We start from the raw sequence: 16,698 nt of genomic DNA on the forward strand, positions 1-16,698 counted from the left end.
TGCGGCACCGTCGGCGCGCGGAATGCGCTGCCTGTCCCCGACCGGCAGTAGTCTTTCTGCATGGCTGAAGTTTTGCCCATTCTCATCCGCACCGGTGCCGCCGCGGTCGGCACGGCCGTCGCCGGGATCGGTTACGCCTCGCTCGTGGAGCGCAACGCCTTCGTGCTGCGCGAGATCACCATGCCCGTCCTGACGCCGGGCTCGACGCCGGTGCGCGTGCTGCACATCAGCGACCTCCACATGACGCCCAACCAGCGCCGCAAGCAGGCGTGGCTGCGTGAGCTGTCCGGCTGGGAGCCCGACCTGGTAGTCAACACCGGCGATAACCTGGCCCACCCCAAGGCGGTGCCCGCGGTCATCCAGGCCCTGGGCGACCTGCTGTCCCGGCCCGGCGTGTTCGTCTTCGGCAGCAACGACTACTTCGGGCCGCGCCTGAAGAACCCGTTGCACTACGTGACCAACCCGTCGCACCGCATCCGCGGGGAGGCGCTGCCCTGGCAGGACCTGCGGGCGGCGTTCACCGAACGCGGCTGGCTCGACCTGACCCACACCCGCCGCGAGTTCGAGGTGGCCGGCCTGCACGTCGCCGCCGCGGGCGTCGACGACCCACACATCGACCGCGACCGGTACGACACGATCGCGGGACCGGCCAGCCCGGCCGCGAATCTGCGGCTGGGGCTGACCCATTCGCCCGAGCCCCGGGTGCTGGATCGCTTCGCCGCCGACGGCTACCAGCTGGTGATGGCCGGCCATACCCATGGCGGCCAGGTCTGCCTACCGTTCTACGGCGCGCTGGTGACCAACTGCGGCCTGGACCGCTCGCGGGCGAAGGGACCGTCGCGCTGGGGCGCCAACATGCAGCTGCACGTCTCGGCCGGGATCGGAACCTCGCCGTACGCGCCGGTGCGGTTCTGCTGCCGGCCCGAGGCGACGCTGCTCACCTTGATCGCCACGCCGATGGGCGGCCGGGACTCGGCCAGCGACCTGACCCGTTCACAGCCGACCGCCTCGGTGCGTTGAGCGGCCGGGCCTGGACCGACAACGCGATACGGCTGATCCAGGCCGACGCCCGCCGCAGCGCCGACACCCACCTGCTCCGGTACCCGCTGCCGTCGGCGTGGTGCTCCCACGCCGACGTCGCGCTGTACCTCAAGGATGAGTCCACGCACATCACGGGCAGCCTCAAGCACCGGCTGGCGCGCTCGCTCTTCCTCTACGCCCTGTGCAACGGGTGGATCGGCGAGGGCACCACGGTCGTCGAGGCCTCGTCGGGATCGACGGCCGTCTCCGAGGCCTACTTCGCGGCCCTGCTGGGCCTGCCGTTCGTCGCCGTCATGCCGGCGGCGACGAGTCCCGCGAAGGTCGCGCTGATCGAATCGCAGGGCGGCCGGTGCCATTTCGTCGCGGACTCGAGCCAGGTGTACGCCGAGGCGCAGCGCGTTGCCGACGAGACCGGCGGCCATTACCTAGACCAATTCACCAACGCCGAGCGCGCCACCGACTGGCGGGGCAACAACAACATCGCCGAGTCGATCTTCGAGCAGATGCGCGACGAGCGCTACCCGATCCCCGAGTGGATCGTGGTCGGGGCCGGCACCGGCGGCACCAGCGCGACGATCGGCCGGTATATCCGCTACCGGCGGCACGCGACGCGGTTGTGCGTGGTCGACCCCGAGAACTCCGCGTTCTTTCCCGCCTACACCGAGCGGCGGTACGACATCGTGATGCCGGTGTCGTCGCGCATCGAGGGCATCGGCCGCCCGCGGGTGGAGCCGTCGTTTCTGCCCGGCGTGGTCGACCGCATGGTCACGGTCCCCGACGCGGCCTCCATCGCCGCCGCCCGGCACGTCAGCGCCGTGCTGCGGCGCCGGGTCGGCCCGTCGACGGGCACCAACCTGTGGGGCGCCTTCGGGCTGCTCGCCGAAATGGTTTCCGGCGGCCGAAGCGGGTCGGTGGTCACGCTGATCTCCAACAGCGGCGACCGCTACGCCGACACCTACTTCAGTGACGACTGGGTGAGCAGGCAGGGCCTCGACCCGGGCGACCACGCCGAGGCGCTGGTCGAATTCGAGCGGTCCTGCACCTGGGCGTGAGCCGAGACACCGCGATTTGGTGAGCCGCCGGGCCCGTACGATAGGCTGTCGGAGCTTCACGCGGGGTGTGGCGCAGCTTGGTAGCGCGCTTCGTTCGGGACGAAGAGGCCGTGGGTTCGAATCCCGCCACCCCGACTCAGTTCGAGTCAACCAATCACCCTCCCGCCACCAGCACTTGTTGCGCCTTGATTCGATGAATGTTTATATAGAAGGATGTCGAATCAAGCGACGGCGGAGTGCTGCCCCTCGCTGACGGCGGACGCCCTCAGCGAGTCGCAGGCATCGGATCTGGCGGCGATGTTCAAGGCGCTGGGCGACCCGGTGCGCCTGCGCCTGCTGAGCCTGGTCGCGAGCCACCCGGGCGGGGAGGCGTGCGTGTGTGAGATCTCGGCGACGTTCGACGTCTCGCAGCCGACGATCTCCCACCACCTCAAACTGCTGCGCTCGGCCGGGCTGCTGGACTGCGAGCGCCGCGGCACGTGGGTCTACTACCGGGTGATCCCCTCGGCCTTGCAACAGCTCTCGGCGGTCCTTCACGTGAGCCCGGGCGACCGGTGACGTCGATGACCGCCAAAGACACCGCAGCTCGCCTGCCCACGCTGGATCGTTTCCTGCCCGTGTGGATCGGGGTGGCGATGGCCGGTGGCCTGCTGCTGGGCCGGCTCATTCCCGGCCTCGGGTCGGCCCTGAGCGCCGTTGAGGTGCAGGGGATCTCGCTGCCGATCGCCATCGGCCTGCTGGTGATGATGTACCCGGTGCTGGCCAAGGTCCGCTACGACCGGCTCGACGAGGTCGCCACCAACCGCAGGCTGATGGTGTCCTCGCTGCTGCTGAACTGGGTGGTCGGGCCGGCCGTGATGTTCGCGCTGGCGTGGCTGCTCCTGCCCGACCTTCCCGAATACCGCACGGGGCTGATCATCGTCGGGCTGGCCCGGTGCATCGCGATGGTCATCATCTGGAACGACCTCGCCTGCGGAGACCGGGAGGCCGCGGCCGTGCTGGTCGCCCTCAACTCGCTGTTTCAGGTCGTCATGTTCGCGGCGCTGGGCTGGTTCTACCTTTCGGTTCTGCCGGGCTGGCTCGGCCTGCCCCGCGCCGGCATCGAGGTCTCCCCCTGGCAGATCGCCAAGTCCGTGCTCGTCTTCCTCGGGATTCCCCTGCTGGCCGGGTTCCTGTCGCGCCGGCTCGGTGAACGCGCGAAGGGGCGCGCCTGGTTCGAGTCGACGTTCCTGCCCCACGTCGGCCCCTGGGCCCTCTACGGATTGCTGTTCACCATCGTCATCCTGTTCGCCCTGCAGGGCCGCGAAATCACCTCGCGGCCTTGGGATGTGGCCCGCATCGCGGTGCCGCTCCTGGCCTACTTCGCGATCATGTGGGCCGGCGGATACGCCCTTGGATACGCCCTCCGGCTGGGCTACGCCCGCACCACCACCCTGGCGTTCACCGCCGCCGGCAACAACTTCGAGCTGGCCATCGCGGTCGCGATCGCCACCTACGGCGTCACGTCCGGCCAAGCCCTGGCCGGCGTGGTCGGACCGCTGATCGAGGTGCCCGTGCTGCTCGGACTGGTCTACCTCGCACTGTCATTGCGCGCCGGCCCGCTCACCCACAAACCGAGCGTGCTCTTCGTCTGCGTCCACAACGCCGGCCGCTCGCAGATGGCCGCCGCGCTCCTGAGTCACCTGGCCGGAGATCGCATCGAGGTCCGATCCGCCGGCACCGAGCCCGCGGATCAGCTCAATCCGGCCGCGGTCGCCGCCATGGCCGAGATCGGGATCGACCTCACCGCCGCCCGCCCGAAGCTCCTGACCGGTGACGCAGTCGAAACCAGTGACGTCGTCATCACGATGGGTTGCGGCGACACCTGCCCATTCTTTCCCGGTGTGTCGTACCGCGACTGGAGACTGCCGGACCCCGCCGGCCAGCCGCTGAGCACGGTCCGAGCCATCCGCGACGACATCGCCGAAAGAGTACAGACGTTGGTCAGCGAACTCCTGGCCCCGGCCCCGTAACCCACAAGGAAGGACCCGCCATGTCACGTGTGCAGCTCGCCCTCAACGTCGACGACCTCGACGAGGCGATCGCGTTCTACCGCAGGCTGTTCGACACCGCACCGGCCAAGGTCAAACCGGGCTACGCGAACTTCGCGGTCGCCGACCCGCCGCTGAAGCTGGTTCTGATCGAAAACCCCGGCCACGGCGGCACCATCAATCACCTTGGCGTCGAGGTGGACTCGAGCGACAAGGTGCACGCAGAGATCGCGCGCCTCGCCGACCAAGGCCTGGTCCCCGACGAGGAGATCGGCACCACCTGCTGCTACGCGACTCAGGACAAGGTATGGGTGACCGGACCCACGAGCGAGCGGTGGGAGGTCTACACCGTCCTCTCCGACTCCGAGACCTTCGGTGATGAGGTCACGGCGAGCGACACGGCCTGCTGCCAGTCCTAGGCTTCCATGTCCGGCTGCAACCGCCGCCTGGGGAGGGGCGTCACGACGCCCGCCCAGATCAGTAGTTGCTCCCGGCCCACCAGGCGGCATCGGTGGGTGATCGCCAACTGCCGGGCCGCCCTGGTGAACGATCGATTGGTCACTACGACCGTCTGATCGCAACCGTGGTGCCGCGCGCCGGCGACCACCTGCTGCACCGCGGCTACACCGACGGCCTTGGCCAGCCGCTTGCATTGCACCGCCATGCGGGTGCCGTCCCGCCGGGCGATGAGGTCGACCCCGTAGTCGCCGGTGCCGCCGGTGTGCGTGACGCTCCAGCCCCTGGTCCGAAGCCGCGCCGCGACGAACCCCTCGAATTCGGCGCCCGTCATCTCGTCGACGTCTGCCATGTCCGCCATCGCGCGCCGATGGTCGCGCCTGCGCTGCCGGGCGATGCGGTAACTGTCCCGCTGCGCCGACAACCACAGAAGAACGACCACCGCCACGGCGAGCCCGGTCAATCCCGCTACACAACCGGCCAACACGCTGCCGGTCGCCCGCTGAGCGAAATACCAAGGGAGAGCGAGCCCGACAACGAGCAGCGATCCGAGAACCTTCTCCACGCCGATGAAGCTACCGGAGCGGTGCGACAACCCGGTCGGTGAGCGGTGCGCCGCTACAGCGACGGCTTGAGCGGCCGGAACCGCAGCCTGGTGCCGTTGCGGGGGGCGAGCATGATGGAACGCCGCACGATCCGCTCGGGCTCGGGGTCCACGGCGCTGAACTCCCCCTCGCGCAGCAACGTGTGCAACACCGTGACGAGCTCGCGCATGGAGAAGCTCGCGCCCAGACAGCGTTTGACGCCGCCCCCGAACGGCACCCACGCATAGGTCTGGGGCCGGGTGCCCAGGAACCGCTCGGGGAGAAACTCGTTCGGATGCTCGTAGGTTTGGGCGTCGCGGTTGATCGCGATGATGTGGACGACGATGCGCGTGCCCGGGTCGACGAGGTACCCGCCAATCGGAAATGGTTGGGCCGCAACACGAGCCGTGAGCGGGGCGGGTGGGCGCACCCGCAACGCCTCGTTGATGACCGCGGTCGTGTAGGTCTCGTCGCCGCTCAGCGCCTCGGCCTGCACGCGGCGCAGCGCGTCGGGATGGTGCAGCAGCAGGTCGAAGACCCACGCCAGCGTGGTGGCGGTGGTCTCGTGCCCGGCCAGCATCAGGGTGATGACATCGTCACGAATCTCGGTGTCGGACAATGGTTCTCCACCCTCGCCGCGGGCGCGGATCAACAGCGACAGGATGTCGAGCCGCTCGTCCAGGCGAGGGTCGTCACGGCGGTGGTCGATGAGCGGCATCAACAGCTCGTCGATCTCGTTGTGCGCCTTGGTCCGCTGCGGCCAGACCCGCAGCGCCCCCGCATGACGCAGGGCATAGCGAAGCGTCAGCTGCTCCGACACACCGAGGTTCAGCAGTCGCTCGAACGGCCGGCCCAATCGCCGAACCTCGCCGGGCTCGTCGACCCAGAACATGACCCTGACGATCACGTCGAGCGTCAGGGCCCGGGCCGCCTCGAGCATCTCGAACGGCCGGTCGACCGGCCAGCTGTGCATGGCCGCGCGGGCCGCGTTCTCCATGATCGGTACGTAGCTGCTCAGTGCGGCGCCGTGCAGTGGCGGTGTCAACAGCCTGCGCCGCCGCAGGTGCTCCGGCTCTTCCTGCACGAACATCGAGCCGGACCCGTAGATCGCGGCCGCGGGGCCCACGCCTTCTCCGCCGAGCAGGACGTCGGTCGGTGCGGTGAACACCTGCTTGGCGAGGTCGGCGTCGGACACGATCGCGACGTCGCCCAGGCTGAGGATGGGCATGGTCATGATCGGCCCGTAACGCCGGATCAGCCGCAGCATCCGCCGCTCGCCACCCACGAGGTAGGCGACGGCGTACGCGGCGGCGAACGCGGACCGGAACGGGCGCGGAGCGGGCAGGCCCGGTGGACGTCTCGTGGCACCCGGCGCGTCCGTCCGGCGAATAGCGGGTCCTGCCACGCTGATGACAGAAACACGGGCCGCCGGGTTGGTCAAGCTGCGCCCGCCCCAGTCTCGGGGCCGGCGCGGGTGGCGCTACGCGCAGTCGGCGCAGACCGGAAGCCCCGCGTTGGTGCTCCGCTGCCGGCTGCGGTGCTGCACCAGGAAGCAGCACGAGCAGGTGAACTCGTCCTTCTGCTGAGGAATCACCGTGATCGACAGTTCCTCGCCGGACAAGTCGGCACCGGGCAGCTCGAAGAAGTGCACATCGTTGGGGTCCTCGTCGACCACGGCGGTGGTGGCCGCGGGCAGGGTCGCCAGCTCGCGCAGCGTCGTCTTGTCCGCGCTGTCGACGTCTACACGGCGTGCGTCGTAGTCGCTTGCAGTCGCCATGGGAGTTCCTTCCTGCTCAGTGGGCGGTTGACGCACTTCCCTGTAGTCACCCGTGGCGCAGGCATTACCCCGTTCTGGCGGGGTCTACACGCGAGAATTCATAAGAAATTGCACACACGACGAAAAGCGCTCGCCGGCGTCAGTCCTGCGGCGGCAGGGCGACGTTGTAGGCGCCGCGCTGGGCGTACGAGAGCAGGGCCATCCCGAGCCACGGCCCCATCAGGGCCACCCCCAGCCCCACGACGGCGAGCCACATGACCCCCGTCGCCAGGGCGAACACACCGATCAGCAGGCCGACGGCACAGATCGCAGCGGCCAGCAGGCCAGGAAGGCCGAAGTTCCCTCCGCCGACCGGGTCGTCCGCAAAGCCCAGCGAACCGGATGTGTCGAGCATGGACCGCTGATACCCCGTCGCGGCGAAATTAAACGCCACATAAGAAAAGCGTGACGATCAACTCACCGGTGGCGGCGCGGGCTCGTCGGACTTCTCGGCGTACCAGCGCTCTTCGGCGGCGCGGACCTTGCGATGGCTGTGTACCAGCCAGAGCGCACTCGCCACTCCCAGCGCCGCCGCGAGCACCACGGACACCGTGCCAGCGACGAGATGCCCGGTTGCGAATGCGCTCAACGCGATGACCAAAGCGGCGGCGGCGAACAGGATCCCGTAGACGCCCGGAGCGTGGGGGCCGTTCTTGGCGGTTTCGTGTCGGCCACCTCCAACCTGGGTATCCCGCGCGAGTGAAACTTCGACCGCTTGCACCGGGCCGCTCCCCCGTTGACTCGGGGAGCCTCCGCTGAAGCCCGGCCACGGCGCCCCCGCCGTCCTGTTCGACGTCGACGGAACTTTGGTCGATTCCGTCTATCTCCACGTCTATGCCTGGCAACGCGCATTCTATGAGGAAGGCGTGCCGGTTTCGGCATGGCGAATCCACCGCGGCATCGGCATGGACGGCTCCCAGCTGGTGAGGACGCTCACCGACGATGCCCCCGACGACGTGCGGGAGCGGCTCAGCGACGCGCACAGCCGGGTCTACAAGGAACTCATCCCGCTGCTGACGCCGTTACCGGGCGCGCGCGAGCTGGTTCGGCGGGTCAGCGAGCTGGGACTGCAGGTGGTGATGGCCAGCTCCGCGCCCGACGACGAGCTCGAGGCGCTGCTCAAGGTGCTCGACTGCGACGACGTCATCTCCGAGACGACGTCGTCGCACGACGTCGACACCGCCAAGCCCGAACCCGGCATCGTGCAGGTCGCGCTGGATCGCGCCGGCGTGGACGCCGACCATGCCGTGTTCGTCGGCGACGCCGTGTGGGACGCCGAGGCCGCGGCCCGCGCGAACCTCCCGTGCATCGGGGTGCAGAGCGGGGGCGTCGCCGAGGCCGAACTCCGGGAGGCCGGGGCGACCCCGGTCTTCACCGATACGCAGGATCTGCTCGAGCACCTGTCGTCGACGCGGATCGCGGCGCTGGCACCCCGGCACTGACCGACGGACCGTCACATACCGCGGGTGCGCAATATGAGTGGTAACACCCACCAGAAGAAGGTGAACAGCGCCAGCGCACACGCCCCGGCGATGACGGCGGCGCGCTCCCCCGCCACCGCGGCGAAGACGACTGCGGTCACGCCGGTCAGCGCCGCACCCAGCAGCGCAAGCCCCGCGTAGGCGCACCGGTGGGCGGCGGACACCAGCACCTGAAGGCGGTGCCGCCGGAAGAGCAGGCGGTGGATGCTGACCGGCGCGACCAGCAGCACCGTTGCGCCCACCGACAGCCCGACCGTGGCCAGATAGACGTGGCGCATGGGCCCGTTGAGCGTCTCGAAACGCTGCTGGAACGGCAGCGTCAACAGGAACCCGGTGAGCAGCTGAACGCCGGTCTGCACCACCCGCAGCTCTTGCAGCAGGTTGTTCCAATTGCGGTCCAGCCGTTGGATTTCGGTTTCGTCCCGTTCCTGGCGGTCCCAGCGCTGGTCGTCTTGCGGATGGTCGACGTCCATAGACCTGATCATCGCACCCGCGGGCGGGTAAACCGGTTAACCGACGGCGGTCAGCGCCTCGTCCAGCGTGGGGTAGAGCGGGAAGGTCTTGTCCAGGCCGGTGAGGTGGATCGGCCGCCTGGTCGCGGGGCCGCGGGCCACCACCCCGAACTGGGTTGACGCGCCGAGTTTCTCGTGCGTCGCCGCCAGGATCTTCAATCCCACCGAGCCGAGGAACTCCACCGCGGAAAGGTCGATGACCAGCGCCGTCGGGCTCTCCGCGACCACCGCGCCGATCGCCTGTTCCAGGGTCGGCGCGGTGACCAAATCGATTTCGCCACTGACACGGACCACGGAAACGCCGCCGTGGTCCTCGACCAACGTGGTAATCGAATCAGGAGCTGACAATGGCGATCCTTTGTCCGGGCCTCGAGCGTGCTGCAAGCCTAGCCTGCCGTGCGAACTGCGAGAAGAATAAGCCCTCAGCACCTACCCCGCGACAGCCCAGGCTAGTGTCCCCTATACCTGCGCATCGCGGGGGACACGGCACTCGGGAGGCCAGATGTCAGATTCGCCGTCGGACTTCAGCAGCACCGCCACCGCCACGCCAACGGTGATTTCCAGCGAAGGCCTGCTGCCGCAGCTGGTTCAGCATCTCCGACAGAACAGAACGATCCTGCGCGAGGAGTGGGCGCGCCGGATCACCGAGGCGGAGCTGCTGACCGCGATGACCCCGGAGGAGTTGTTCTCCGAAGCCACCGCCGTCTACGACAACTATGTGGAGGTGCTCGAGACCGGTAGCGTCGAGGCGCTGCAGGCGTACGCCCGGGACCTCTCCGAGCGCATCATCCCGCGGGGAGTCGAGACCGACGAGGTGCTCGGCATCGTCCTGCTGCTGCGCGACGTACTCGCGCGTTCGCTGTTCGAGAAGTACCAGACCGACTTCGAGATGCTCAACCGGGTGCTCGACGCCTACGAACCGGCCGCCAACCGCATCGCCAACACGGTGGGCGTCAGCTTCGTCCAGGAACGCGAGCGCATCATCCGCCAGCAGCAGGAGGCGATCCGCGAGCTTTCCACCCCCGTGCTGCAGGTGCGCGAGCAGCTGCTGATCCTGCCGATCATCGGCGTGCTCGACTCCCAGCGCGCCCGCCAGGTCACCGAGCAGCTGTTGAGGGCGATCCGCGCCAACCGGGCGAAAGTGGTGGTCATCGACATCACGGGTGTGCCGACCATCGACTCGACGGTGGCCAACCACCTGGTGCAGACCGTGGACGCGTCCGGGCTGATGGGCGCGAGCGTCATCATCACCGGCCTGTCCTCGGAGATCGCCCTGACGCTGGTGACGATCGGGCTGGACTTGTCGAAGATGAACGCCGTCGGTGACCTGCAGGGTGGCATCGAAGAGGCGGAGCGACTGCTGGGCTACGAGGTCACGCGCACCGGGGAGCAGACCGGGTGATCGCCCGGACCATCAGAACGACCGCGGTCACCACATGCCAGTACCGATCCTGAAACAGGGCGCGATCCTCATCGCCACGGTGCAGGCCGCCCTGTCCGACTCCGACACCGAGCGACTCCGCTACGACCTCATGGAGCAGGTCAGCCGGTTCCGCGCGCAGGGCATCATCGTCGACGTCACCGCCATCGACGTGATGGATTCCTTCGCGGCCCGGTCGCTGCGCACGATCGCCCACATGACGCGGCTGCGGGGCGCGGACACGGTGATCGTGGGCCTGCAGCCCGAGGTGGCCTTCGCCATGGTGCAACTCGGTCTGGCGTTCGACGACATGAACACCGCGCTGGACCTGGAAGAGGGCCTCGCCCTGCTGAATCGGCAACTGGGAAAGCGTAATTCGACGATCGGGCGCGACGGTGGCGGATGACGCGGGTGACCCCGACAACATCGTCGTCGACATCAACAAACCGGACGACATCGTCGCTGCCCGCAAGGCCGGGCACCAACTGGCACTCGACCTCGGGTTCTCTCTGACCGACGTCACGATGATCGCCACCGCGATCTCTGAGATCGCGCGCAACATCACCAGCTACGCGGGGCGCGGCGCGGTCCGGGTCGGGGTGGCGGACAAGGAAGGCCGCAAGGCCCTGGTGGTCCGCGCCGAAGACAGCGGTCCGGGCATCGCCGACATCGAGCGCGCGCTGGAGGACGGCTACTCGACGGGCCGGGGGCTGGGCCTCGGCCTGCCCGGCGCCCGCCGCCTGATGGACCGCCTGGTCGTGGAGTCCACGCTGGGCCGGGGCACGGTCGTCGAGATGTGGAAATGGGTTCCGCCCCGTGCGTGAGAACAGCAGCAGAGGGGGACGCCTCGGACCGATGGAGTGGGCGACGGCGGGTCGCCCGCTGCCGGGCGAGCACGTCTCCGGTGACCAGCCGATCGCGATCGGCATCGACGACGACGCCGCCCTGTTCGGTGTGATGGACGGCCTCGGCCACGGCGCGGCAGCCGCGGCGGCCGCGCTGCGAGCCGTCGACACCCTCGAGAACGCGCGGGCGCAGCGGCTGGAGGTGCTCGTTCAGCTCTGTCATCGGGTGCTGGGCGGCACGCGGGGGGTGGCCATGACCCTGGCGCGGGTGGATTTCGCGGCCGGCACCCTGGCGTGGACCGGGGTCGGGAACGTCACCGCCGACCTGGTCGCCAAGTCGGCGACCGGCATCCAGGTCCGGTCCAGCGCACGCCTGACCGCGGGCATCGTCGGCTACCGGATCCCCGACATCCGGCCCGCCCAGGTGGTCCCCATTCGCGCCGGCGACCTGATCGTCATCGCCACTGACGGCATCGCCGAAGACCACTTGCAGCACATCGACTTTGCGGCTTCGGCCACGGTGATCGCCACGGAACTCTTGAGCAGGCATGCCAAGGGGACCGACGATGCAATGGTGCTGACCGCCCGTCATCGGGGAGCCTCCACATGACCGACCACGACAACGTCAGCGGTGGGGACTTCCACACCCGCTACACCGCCGCGCTGCGCACCTATTTGGCCGCGCGCGACGAGGACAACCTGTCCGTCGGTCACGAGCTGGGGCGGCGGGCACTGGAGGAACGGGTCAGCATGCTCGACATCGTCGAGCACCATTTCAACCTGGCTCAGGATCTCGCGGCGGGTCCGGGTATCGACGCACCGACGGCCCTGGAGTTCCTGCTGCAGACGCTGGCCCCGCTCGACGTGGCGACACGCGGCTTCCTCGACGGCACCAAGCGCTACGCCGAGCAGCGCGCCCGCGCCGACGGACTCGCCGACCGCGACAAATTCCGCACCGCGCTGGTGAATTCGCTGCAGGAGGGCTTCTTCGTCGCCGACCACAACGGGACGGTGGTCGAGATGAACAGCGCGCTGATCGACATCCTCGGCTACCCGGCGGACGGCCTGCCGTACCGGTGGCCGCACCCGTGGCTTGTCGATCGAGTCGGGGCGCGCCAGCAACAGACCTTGGTCGAGCTCAACGGCACCACCGCGTACGAGACGCCGATCCGGCACCGCGACGGCCACCTCGCGTGGGTCGCGGTGAGCATCAACTCGGTCAAGGAGGCCGACAGCGACCGAAACGCCTACGTCGGCACGATCCGTGACGTCACCGCCGAACGCGCCTTCGCGGCCCGGGAAAGCGCGGTGCTCCGGCTGGCCACGGCCGTGGCCGTGGCCAAGACGGTGGACGAGCTGCTGGCGATCACGCTGGACGAGTGCAGCGCGGCGATCGACGTGCAACGGGTGGTCGCGGTCTCATGGCCGAGCGGTGACGGCGACCCCGCGGTCCAGGTCGCGGGCGCCCCGGCCGCGTCCAGCTGGCGCCGGCTGGAGCCGTGGCTGCGTGACACCTTCGCCGACGCCCGGCACCAGTTGCCGCTGACGGCCAAGACCGTCGAACGTCCCGGGCACCCCGGCAAGGCGGCCGGGCTGGTGGCGGTGCTGTCCGGAGCGGGCGACCTGGCGCTCTGGCTGGAGCTGCGCTCACCCCGGTGGGTCAGCGCGGAGGACCGGCTCCTGGTCACCGTCCTGATCGGGCACCTCAGCCTGGCCATGCAGCACGTCCGGCAGTTCGAGAGCGCCCGCGAGACGTCGCTGACGTTGCAGCGCGCGATGCTGCCGCCGGTGCAGCCGCCGCCGGGGTTCGCGGTGCGCTACGAACCCGCGGTGCCGCCGCTGGAGATCGGCGGTGACTGGTATGACGTATTGCCCATCGGGGACCACCGGATCGGCATCGTCGTCGGCGACTGCGTCGGTCGCGGGCTGCCTGCGGCCGCGATCATGGGTCAATTGCGCAGCTCGGCGCGCGCGCTGCTCATCAACGGCGCCGAACCCGCGTTACTCCTCGAACAGCTCGACTCGGCGGCGTCGCTCATCCCGAACGCGTACTGCACCACGGTGTTTCTCGCGGTGCTGGACACCAAATCCGGGGTCCTGCAGTACAGCAATGCCGGGCACATGCCCGCCGTCCTCGCGGGGCCCGGATCGCACGCGACGATGTTGACGGACGCCGCGTCGGTGCCGCTCGCGGTGCGCCGGGACCAGCCCCGCCCCCAGGCGACCCGGGTCCTGCCGCCGGGCTCGACGCTGATGCTGTACACCGACGGCCTCGTCGAGCGCAAGTACGAGTCCATCGACGATGGAATAGCCCGCGCCGCTGACGTTTTGACGAAGATCAACACGTTGCCGCTGAATGCCGTCGCGGACGCGGTGCTGCGTGAACTCTCTCCCGCGGCGGGGTATGACGACGACGTGGCCATGGTCATATACCGGCATCGGCCGGAACCACTCCGCATCGAAAGCCCTGCGACCGCAGACCAATTGGTGCTCATCCGGCATCGGCTGGCCGACTGGCTGCGGACGGCCGACGTCCCGGACGACCTGGCCGCGGACATCGTGCTGGTTGCCAGCGAGGCGTGCACCAACTGCGTCGAGCACGCCTACCGCGAAAACGGTCCCGGGACCATGCTGCTGGCGGTCGACGTCGCCGACGGCGAGGTGCGCGCGCAGGTCAGCGACTCCGGTTCATGGAAGACACCGGCGGTCAATCCCGGCAACAGCGGCCGCGGCCTGCTGCTGATGCGCGCGATGAGTGACGCCATCGAGCTGGACAGCTCGCCGACCGGCACCACGGTCGACATCACGTTCCGGCTGCCGGCCGCCTGAGCGGCGCCGTTTGTCCCACCCGCAGACCGGGTAGTCATCGGCGTGACTCACGCATCGACGACGGTTGAACCGGTCCTGCCGGCGGCCCACGGGCCGCTGTCGACGGCTGTCCGTCGGGCGTTGACCGGGCCGCCCTCCCGCGACCAGCTGACCCGCATCGGCGCATCCGTTCGCGACTCCGACCCCTACGGTCTGGACCTGCAGCTGGCGCTCTCCATGTGCTACGAGCTGCACTACCGCGGCTTCGCGGGCGTCGACCCGGAATGGGAGTGGAACCCCGCACTCCTGCAGCTGCGCTCCGAGCTCGAGCGTGAGTTCCTGGCGGGCGTGCGGCGCGAAGTCGGGCCCATCGAGCCCGATCACACGGCGGCGGCCGAAATGGAGGCGATCGCGATCGAGCCGGCCGACGGGACGGGCCCGTCGTACTTCCTGCGCGACTCCGGAACGTGGCGGCAGATGTGCGAGTACTTCGTGCACCGATCGATCTACCACCTCAAGGAGGGCGACCCCCACGCCTGGGCGATCCCCCGCCTGATGGGTCGGGCCAAGGCGGGGTTCGTGGCCGTCGAGTTCGACGAATACGGCGCGGGGCAGGGCCCCCGCCTGCATCAGCAGCTCTTCGCCGATCTGCTATCGGCGGCCGGCCTGGATTCGACCTACCTGGGTTACATCGACGCCGTCCCCGCCGAGTCGCTGGCGGCGGTCAACCTGATGTCACTGTTCGGTCTGCACCGCTCGCTGCGCGGCGCCGCGATCGGACACTTCGCGTCGACGGAGATCACCTCGCCCCCCGGGTCCAAGCGGATGGTTCAGGCGCTGCGGCGGATGGCCGCACCGGCGGCCTGCGTCGAGTTCTACAGCGAGCACGTCGAGGCCGACGCGGTGCACGAGCATGTGGTGCGCGACGTGGTCGGCGATCTGGTCGGACGCGAACCCCTCCTCGACGGCGACGTCGTGTTCGGTATCCGCGCGCACGCCTCGGTCGAAGACCGGCTCGCCGACCGGCTCATGGCGTCGTGGCAGCAGGGTCGGACGTCGTTGCGGACGCCCCCGGGTCGACCCGACGCGCGGAGCCTTTGAGGTTTCGGCACCTGCGGTGGCTGGTGTCGCACAACGGGTAATCGCCGCTGCGACGGCACGTGCAGATCGCGACCATGAACCGATCCGACTCGACGACGTCACCGCCGGGCATCTCGATCCGCACCGGCCCCGACACGAGCACGGGGCCGCCCGCCACCACCTGGACGCGAGTGGTGGTCACGGCTTGTCCGCCCTGATCACCACCAGCTCCTCCTCGCGGCGCCCGCGGGGGATGTGCCCGGTGTCTTCGAGCCACTTGGCCCGCACCGACATCACCGGGCCGAACGGAATCCATTTGGAAGCGATGACTTCGGCCTGCATACCGGCCCACTTCAGACGATCCAGCGACTGCTGGACGCCGGCAAGCGCCGAGTGCACCAGCAGCAGAGACCCACCGTCGGTCACCAGCTTGGGCGCCGCGTCACACAAGGGGTCCAGCACCATTCGGCCGTCCGGCCCGGCGTTCCAGGCCCACGACGGGCCGGCGCTGGAGCAGATCACCTCGGTGTCGCCGCCCGGCGGCGTGGGCACGTACGGCGGATTGGACACGACGACGTCGAAGGGTGCGCACTCCAGCGCATCGACCCACGTTCCCTCGCGAATGTCGACCTCGACGCCGGCAAGCGCGGCGTTCTCCCGCGAGCAGCGCACGGCGTGCGGACAGATGTCGAAGGCGGTCACGCTGGCGCCGCCCAGTTCGGCGGCGGCGATCGCGACGAACCCACTCCCCGTGCACAAGTCGAGCACCCGCCGTCCCGCGATGAGCGACGTCTGATGCATGGTGTCGACGAGCAGACGGGAATCGTCCTGCGGCGGATACACGTTGACGCCGGCCGAGACGGCGGGGTCGGAATAGGCGATGGTCTCGGAATAGGTGATGGTCAATGTAGGCCTTTCGACAGATCGCCGCGGCGATCAACGCTTGGCGTGGATAATGCCCGCAAACCCATGGGTTCAAACGGAGCAACCACCGCCCAGCGGCGACTAAGCCGAAGGGGCATGGGCGAATTGCTTGACGATGGTGGCGCAGAAGGCCGGCAGGTCCTTCGGTGAGCGGCTCGAGATCAGGTTGCCGTCGACGACGACCTCTTCGTCCACCACGTTGGCACCGGCGTTACGCAGGTCGGTGCGGATGCTTGGGTAGGACGTCAACGTCCTGCCCGCCGCGACACCGGCCTCGAGCAGCGTCCACGGCCCGTGACAGATTGCGGCGACTGGCTTTCCGGACCGCACGAAGTCACGCACGAAGGAAACGGCCGTAGCGTCCATGCGCAGCTTGTCGGGGTTCACCGTGCCCCCCGGCAGCACCAGGCCGTCGAATTCGTCGACCGATGCGTCGGATACGGCGCGGTCGACCGGGAAGGTCCCGGCCGGCTCGAGATCGTGGTTCCGCGCCTGGATCTCGCCGGCCTTCAGGGACAACACCTCGGTCTGCGCGCCGGCCTGCTGCAGCGCCTCACGCGGCCGCTCGAGTTCCACCTTTTCGACACCATCGGCCGCCAGGAATGCAATCCTCTTGCCCTGCAACTCATTCGACATTGTGTCCTCCCGT

Annotated in this window: 22 protein-coding genes and 1 tRNA gene; 13 read left to right on the forward strand and 10 right to left on the reverse strand. The window is 69.0% G+C overall.

Features of this window, described 5'->3' with window-relative positions:
• Positions 1-60 precede the first annotated feature (60 nt).
• The 6 genes from G6N56_RS15085 to G6N56_RS15110 all read left to right on the forward strand — a co-directional run bounded on the left by G6N56_RS15085 (position 61) and on the right by G6N56_RS15110 (position 4,542).
• Positions 61-1,020 (forward strand): metallophosphoesterase, encoded by a 960-nt coding sequence (locus G6N56_RS15085; protein ID WP_085255226.1) that lies wholly within the window; start codon positions 61-63, stop codon positions 1,018-1,020.
• Complete coding sequence (cds1, locus tag G6N56_RS15090) at positions 1,017-2,093, forward strand: L-cysteine desulfhydrase Cds1 (protein ID WP_180150338.1); 1,077 nt, start codon at positions 1,017-1,019, stop codon at positions 2,091-2,093. The genes G6N56_RS15085 and cds1 overlap by 4 nt, the downstream gene beginning before the upstream one ends.
• Positions 2,094-2,154: 61 nt before the next feature.
• Positions 2,155-2,228 (forward strand) — tRNA-Pro (locus tag G6N56_RS15095).
• 78 nt (positions 2,229-2,306) lie between these two features.
• Positions 2,307-2,651 (forward strand): ArsR/SmtB family transcription factor, encoded by a 345-nt coding sequence (locus tag G6N56_RS15100; protein WP_085255225.1) that lies wholly within the window; start codon positions 2,307-2,309, stop codon positions 2,649-2,651.
• A 5-nt stretch (positions 2,652-2,656) separates the two neighbouring features.
• Positions 2,657-4,105 carry an ACR3 family arsenite efflux transporter gene (arsB, locus tag G6N56_RS15105; protein ID WP_085255388.1) on the forward strand — a complete coding sequence of 483 codons (1,449 nt, stop codon included), beginning with the start codon at positions 2,657-2,659 and terminating at the stop codon, positions 4,103-4,105.
• 20 nt (positions 4,106-4,125) lie between these two features.
• Positions 4,126-4,542, forward strand: coding sequence for an ArsI/CadI family heavy metal resistance metalloenzyme (locus G6N56_RS15110; RefSeq protein ID WP_085255224.1), 417 nt, complete (start codon positions 4,126-4,128; stop codon positions 4,540-4,542).
• Here G6N56_RS15110 and G6N56_RS15115 read toward each other — a convergent pair.
• The 5 genes from G6N56_RS15115 to G6N56_RS15135 all read right to left on the reverse strand — a co-directional run bounded on the left by G6N56_RS15115 (position 4,539) and on the right by G6N56_RS15135 (position 7,700).
• Positions 4,539-5,144 carry a restriction endonuclease gene (locus G6N56_RS15115; protein ID WP_085255387.1) on the reverse strand — a complete coding sequence of 202 codons (606 nt, stop codon included), beginning with the start codon at positions 5,142-5,144 and terminating at the stop codon, positions 4,539-4,541. The genes G6N56_RS15110 and G6N56_RS15115 overlap by 4 nt on opposite strands.
• 53 nt (positions 5,145-5,197) lie before the next feature.
• Complete coding sequence (locus tag G6N56_RS15120) at positions 5,198-6,604, reverse strand: cytochrome P450 (RefSeq protein ID WP_142280537.1); 1,407 nt, start codon at positions 6,602-6,604, stop codon at positions 5,198-5,200.
• Between the two features lie 39 nt (positions 6,605-6,643).
• A complete protein-coding gene (locus tag G6N56_RS15125; protein WP_085255223.1) occupies positions 6,644-6,940 on the reverse strand; it encodes a DUF4193 domain-containing protein in 297 nt (98 codons plus the stop codon).
• 139 nt (positions 6,941-7,079) lie between these two features.
• Positions 7,080-7,334 carry a hypothetical protein gene (locus G6N56_RS15130; protein WP_142280536.1) on the reverse strand — a complete coding sequence of 85 codons (255 nt, stop codon included), beginning with the start codon at positions 7,332-7,334 and terminating at the stop codon, positions 7,080-7,082.
• Between the two features lie 57 nt (positions 7,335-7,391).
• On the reverse strand, positions 7,392-7,700 hold the full coding sequence (locus tag G6N56_RS15135) for a hypothetical protein (protein ID WP_085255221.1): 309 nt from the start codon (positions 7,698-7,700) through the stop codon (positions 7,392-7,394).
• Positions 7,701-7,734: 34 nt separating this feature from the next.
• On the opposite strand from G6N56_RS15135, the gene G6N56_RS15140 reads away from it, so the two are divergent.
• Positions 7,735-8,421, forward strand: a complete 687-nt coding sequence (locus G6N56_RS15140) for an HAD family hydrolase (protein WP_085255220.1) — start codon at positions 7,735-7,737, stop codon at positions 8,419-8,421.
• A gap of 11 nt (positions 8,422-8,432) precedes the next feature.
• Here the strand turns inward: G6N56_RS15140 and G6N56_RS15145 are convergent, their stop codons facing one another.
• On the reverse strand, positions 8,433-8,933 hold the full coding sequence (locus G6N56_RS15145; RefSeq protein ID WP_085255219.1) for a DUF6328 family protein: 501 nt from the start codon (positions 8,931-8,933) through the stop codon (positions 8,433-8,435).
• A gap of 36 nt (positions 8,934-8,969) precedes the next feature.
• Entirely contained in the window at positions 8,970-9,320 is a 351-nt protein-coding gene (locus G6N56_RS15150) for an STAS domain-containing protein (RefSeq protein WP_232069061.1), read from the reverse strand.
• 154 nt (positions 9,321-9,474) lie between these two features.
• Between G6N56_RS15150 and G6N56_RS15155 the strand changes: the two genes are divergently transcribed.
• Genes G6N56_RS15155 through G6N56_RS15180 form a run of 6 tightly spaced genes read left to right on the forward strand, consistent with a single transcriptional unit; the run spans position 9,475 to position 15,146 of the window.
• Positions 9,475-10,374: an STAS domain-containing protein gene (locus G6N56_RS15155; protein ID WP_085255217.1), complete on the forward strand. Its 900-nt coding sequence runs from the start codon at positions 9,475-9,477 to the stop codon at positions 10,372-10,374.
• A gap of 34 nt (positions 10,375-10,408) precedes the next feature.
• A complete protein-coding gene (locus tag G6N56_RS15160; RefSeq protein ID WP_085255216.1) occupies positions 10,409-10,798 on the forward strand; it encodes an STAS domain-containing protein in 390 nt (129 codons plus the stop codon).
• Complete coding sequence (locus G6N56_RS15165) at positions 10,788-11,216, forward strand: ATP-binding protein (protein WP_085255215.1); 429 nt, start codon at positions 10,788-10,790, stop codon at positions 11,214-11,216. The genes G6N56_RS15160 and G6N56_RS15165 overlap by 11 nt, the downstream gene beginning before the upstream one ends.
• Before the next feature lie 31 nt (positions 11,217-11,247).
• The gene (locus tag G6N56_RS15170; protein ID WP_085255214.1) at positions 11,248-11,847 is read left to right on the forward strand and encodes a SpoIIE family protein phosphatase; all 600 of its coding nucleotides are present in this window, start codon (positions 11,248-11,250) and stop codon (positions 11,845-11,847) included.
• Entirely contained in the window at positions 11,844-14,066 is a 2,223-nt protein-coding gene (locus tag G6N56_RS15175; protein ID WP_085255213.1) for a SpoIIE family protein phosphatase, read from the forward strand. The genes G6N56_RS15170 and G6N56_RS15175 overlap by 4 nt, the downstream gene beginning before the upstream one ends.
• 42 nt (positions 14,067-14,108) lie before the next feature.
• Positions 14,109-15,146 (forward strand): iron-containing redox enzyme family protein, encoded by a 1,038-nt coding sequence (locus G6N56_RS15180; RefSeq protein WP_085255212.1) that lies wholly within the window; start codon positions 14,109-14,111, stop codon positions 15,144-15,146.
• Here the strand turns inward: G6N56_RS15180 and G6N56_RS15185 are convergent.
• From G6N56_RS15185 to G6N56_RS15195, 3 genes are all read right to left on the reverse strand, one after another.
• Positions 15,073-15,327 (reverse strand): CDGSH iron-sulfur domain-containing protein, encoded by a 255-nt coding sequence (locus G6N56_RS15185; RefSeq protein WP_232069062.1) that lies wholly within the window; start codon positions 15,325-15,327, stop codon positions 15,073-15,075. The genes G6N56_RS15180 and G6N56_RS15185 overlap by 74 nt on opposite strands.
• The gene (locus tag G6N56_RS15190) at positions 15,324-16,025 is read right to left on the reverse strand and encodes a HemK2/MTQ2 family protein methyltransferase (RefSeq protein WP_264020410.1); all 702 of its coding nucleotides are present in this window, start codon (positions 16,023-16,025) and stop codon (positions 15,324-15,326) included. The genes G6N56_RS15185 and G6N56_RS15190 overlap by 4 nt, the downstream gene beginning before the upstream one ends.
• A gap of 105 nt (positions 16,026-16,130) precedes the next feature.
• Positions 16,131-16,685, reverse strand: coding sequence for a type 1 glutamine amidotransferase domain-containing protein (locus G6N56_RS15195; RefSeq protein WP_085255211.1), 555 nt, complete (start codon positions 16,683-16,685; stop codon positions 16,131-16,133).
• Between the last annotated feature and the right edge of the window lie 13 nt (positions 16,686-16,698).

The organism is Mycobacterium saskatchewanense (assembly GCF_010729105.1).
Taxonomy (GTDB): domain Bacteria; phylum Actinomycetota; class Actinomycetes; order Mycobacteriales; family Mycobacteriaceae; genus Mycobacterium; species Mycobacterium saskatchewanense.

Bases quoted from the DNA above. Each gene is read 5' to 3' on its own strand.
- G6N56_RS15160 (WP_085255216.1), top strand. From the start codon at position 10,409: ATGCCAGTACCGATCCTGAAACAGGGCGCGATCCTCATCGCCACGGTG.
- G6N56_RS15155 (WP_085255217.1), top strand. From the start codon at position 9,475: ATGTCAGATTCGCCGTCGGACTTCAGCAGCACCGCCACCGCCACGCCA.
- G6N56_RS15125 (WP_085255223.1), bottom strand. From the start codon at position 6,940: ATGGCGACTGCAAGCGACTACGACGCACGCCGTGTAGACGTCGACAGC.
- G6N56_RS15110 (WP_085255224.1), top strand. From the start codon at position 4,126: ATGTCACGTGTGCAGCTCGCCCTCAACGTCGACGACCTCGACGAGGCG.
- G6N56_RS15175 (WP_085255213.1), top strand. From the start codon at position 11,844: ATGACCGACCACGACAACGTCAGCGGTGGGGACTTCCACACCCGCTAC.
- G6N56_RS15170 (WP_085255214.1), top strand. From the start codon at position 11,248: ATGGAGTGGGCGACGGCGGGTCGCCCGCTGCCGGGCGAGCACGTCTCC.
- G6N56_RS15130 (WP_142280536.1), bottom strand. From the start codon at position 7,334: ATGCTCGACACATCCGGTTCGCTGGGCTTTGCGGACGACCCGGTCGGC.
- G6N56_RS15085 (WP_085255226.1), top strand. From the start codon at position 61: ATGGCTGAAGTTTTGCCCATTCTCATCCGCACCGGTGCCGCCGCGGTC.
- G6N56_RS15100 (WP_085255225.1), top strand. From the start codon at position 2,307: ATGTCGAATCAAGCGACGGCGGAGTGCTGCCCCTCGCTGACGGCGGAC.
- G6N56_RS15145 (WP_085255219.1), bottom strand. From the start codon at position 8,933: ATGGACGTCGACCATCCGCAAGACGACCAGCGCTGGGACCGCCAGGAA.
- G6N56_RS15195 (WP_085255211.1), bottom strand. From the start codon at position 16,685: ATGTCGAATGAGTTGCAGGGCAAGAGGATTGCATTCCTGGCGGCCGAT.
- arsB (WP_085255388.1), top strand. From the start codon at position 2,657: ATGACCGCCAAAGACACCGCAGCTCGCCTGCCCACGCTGGATCGTTTC.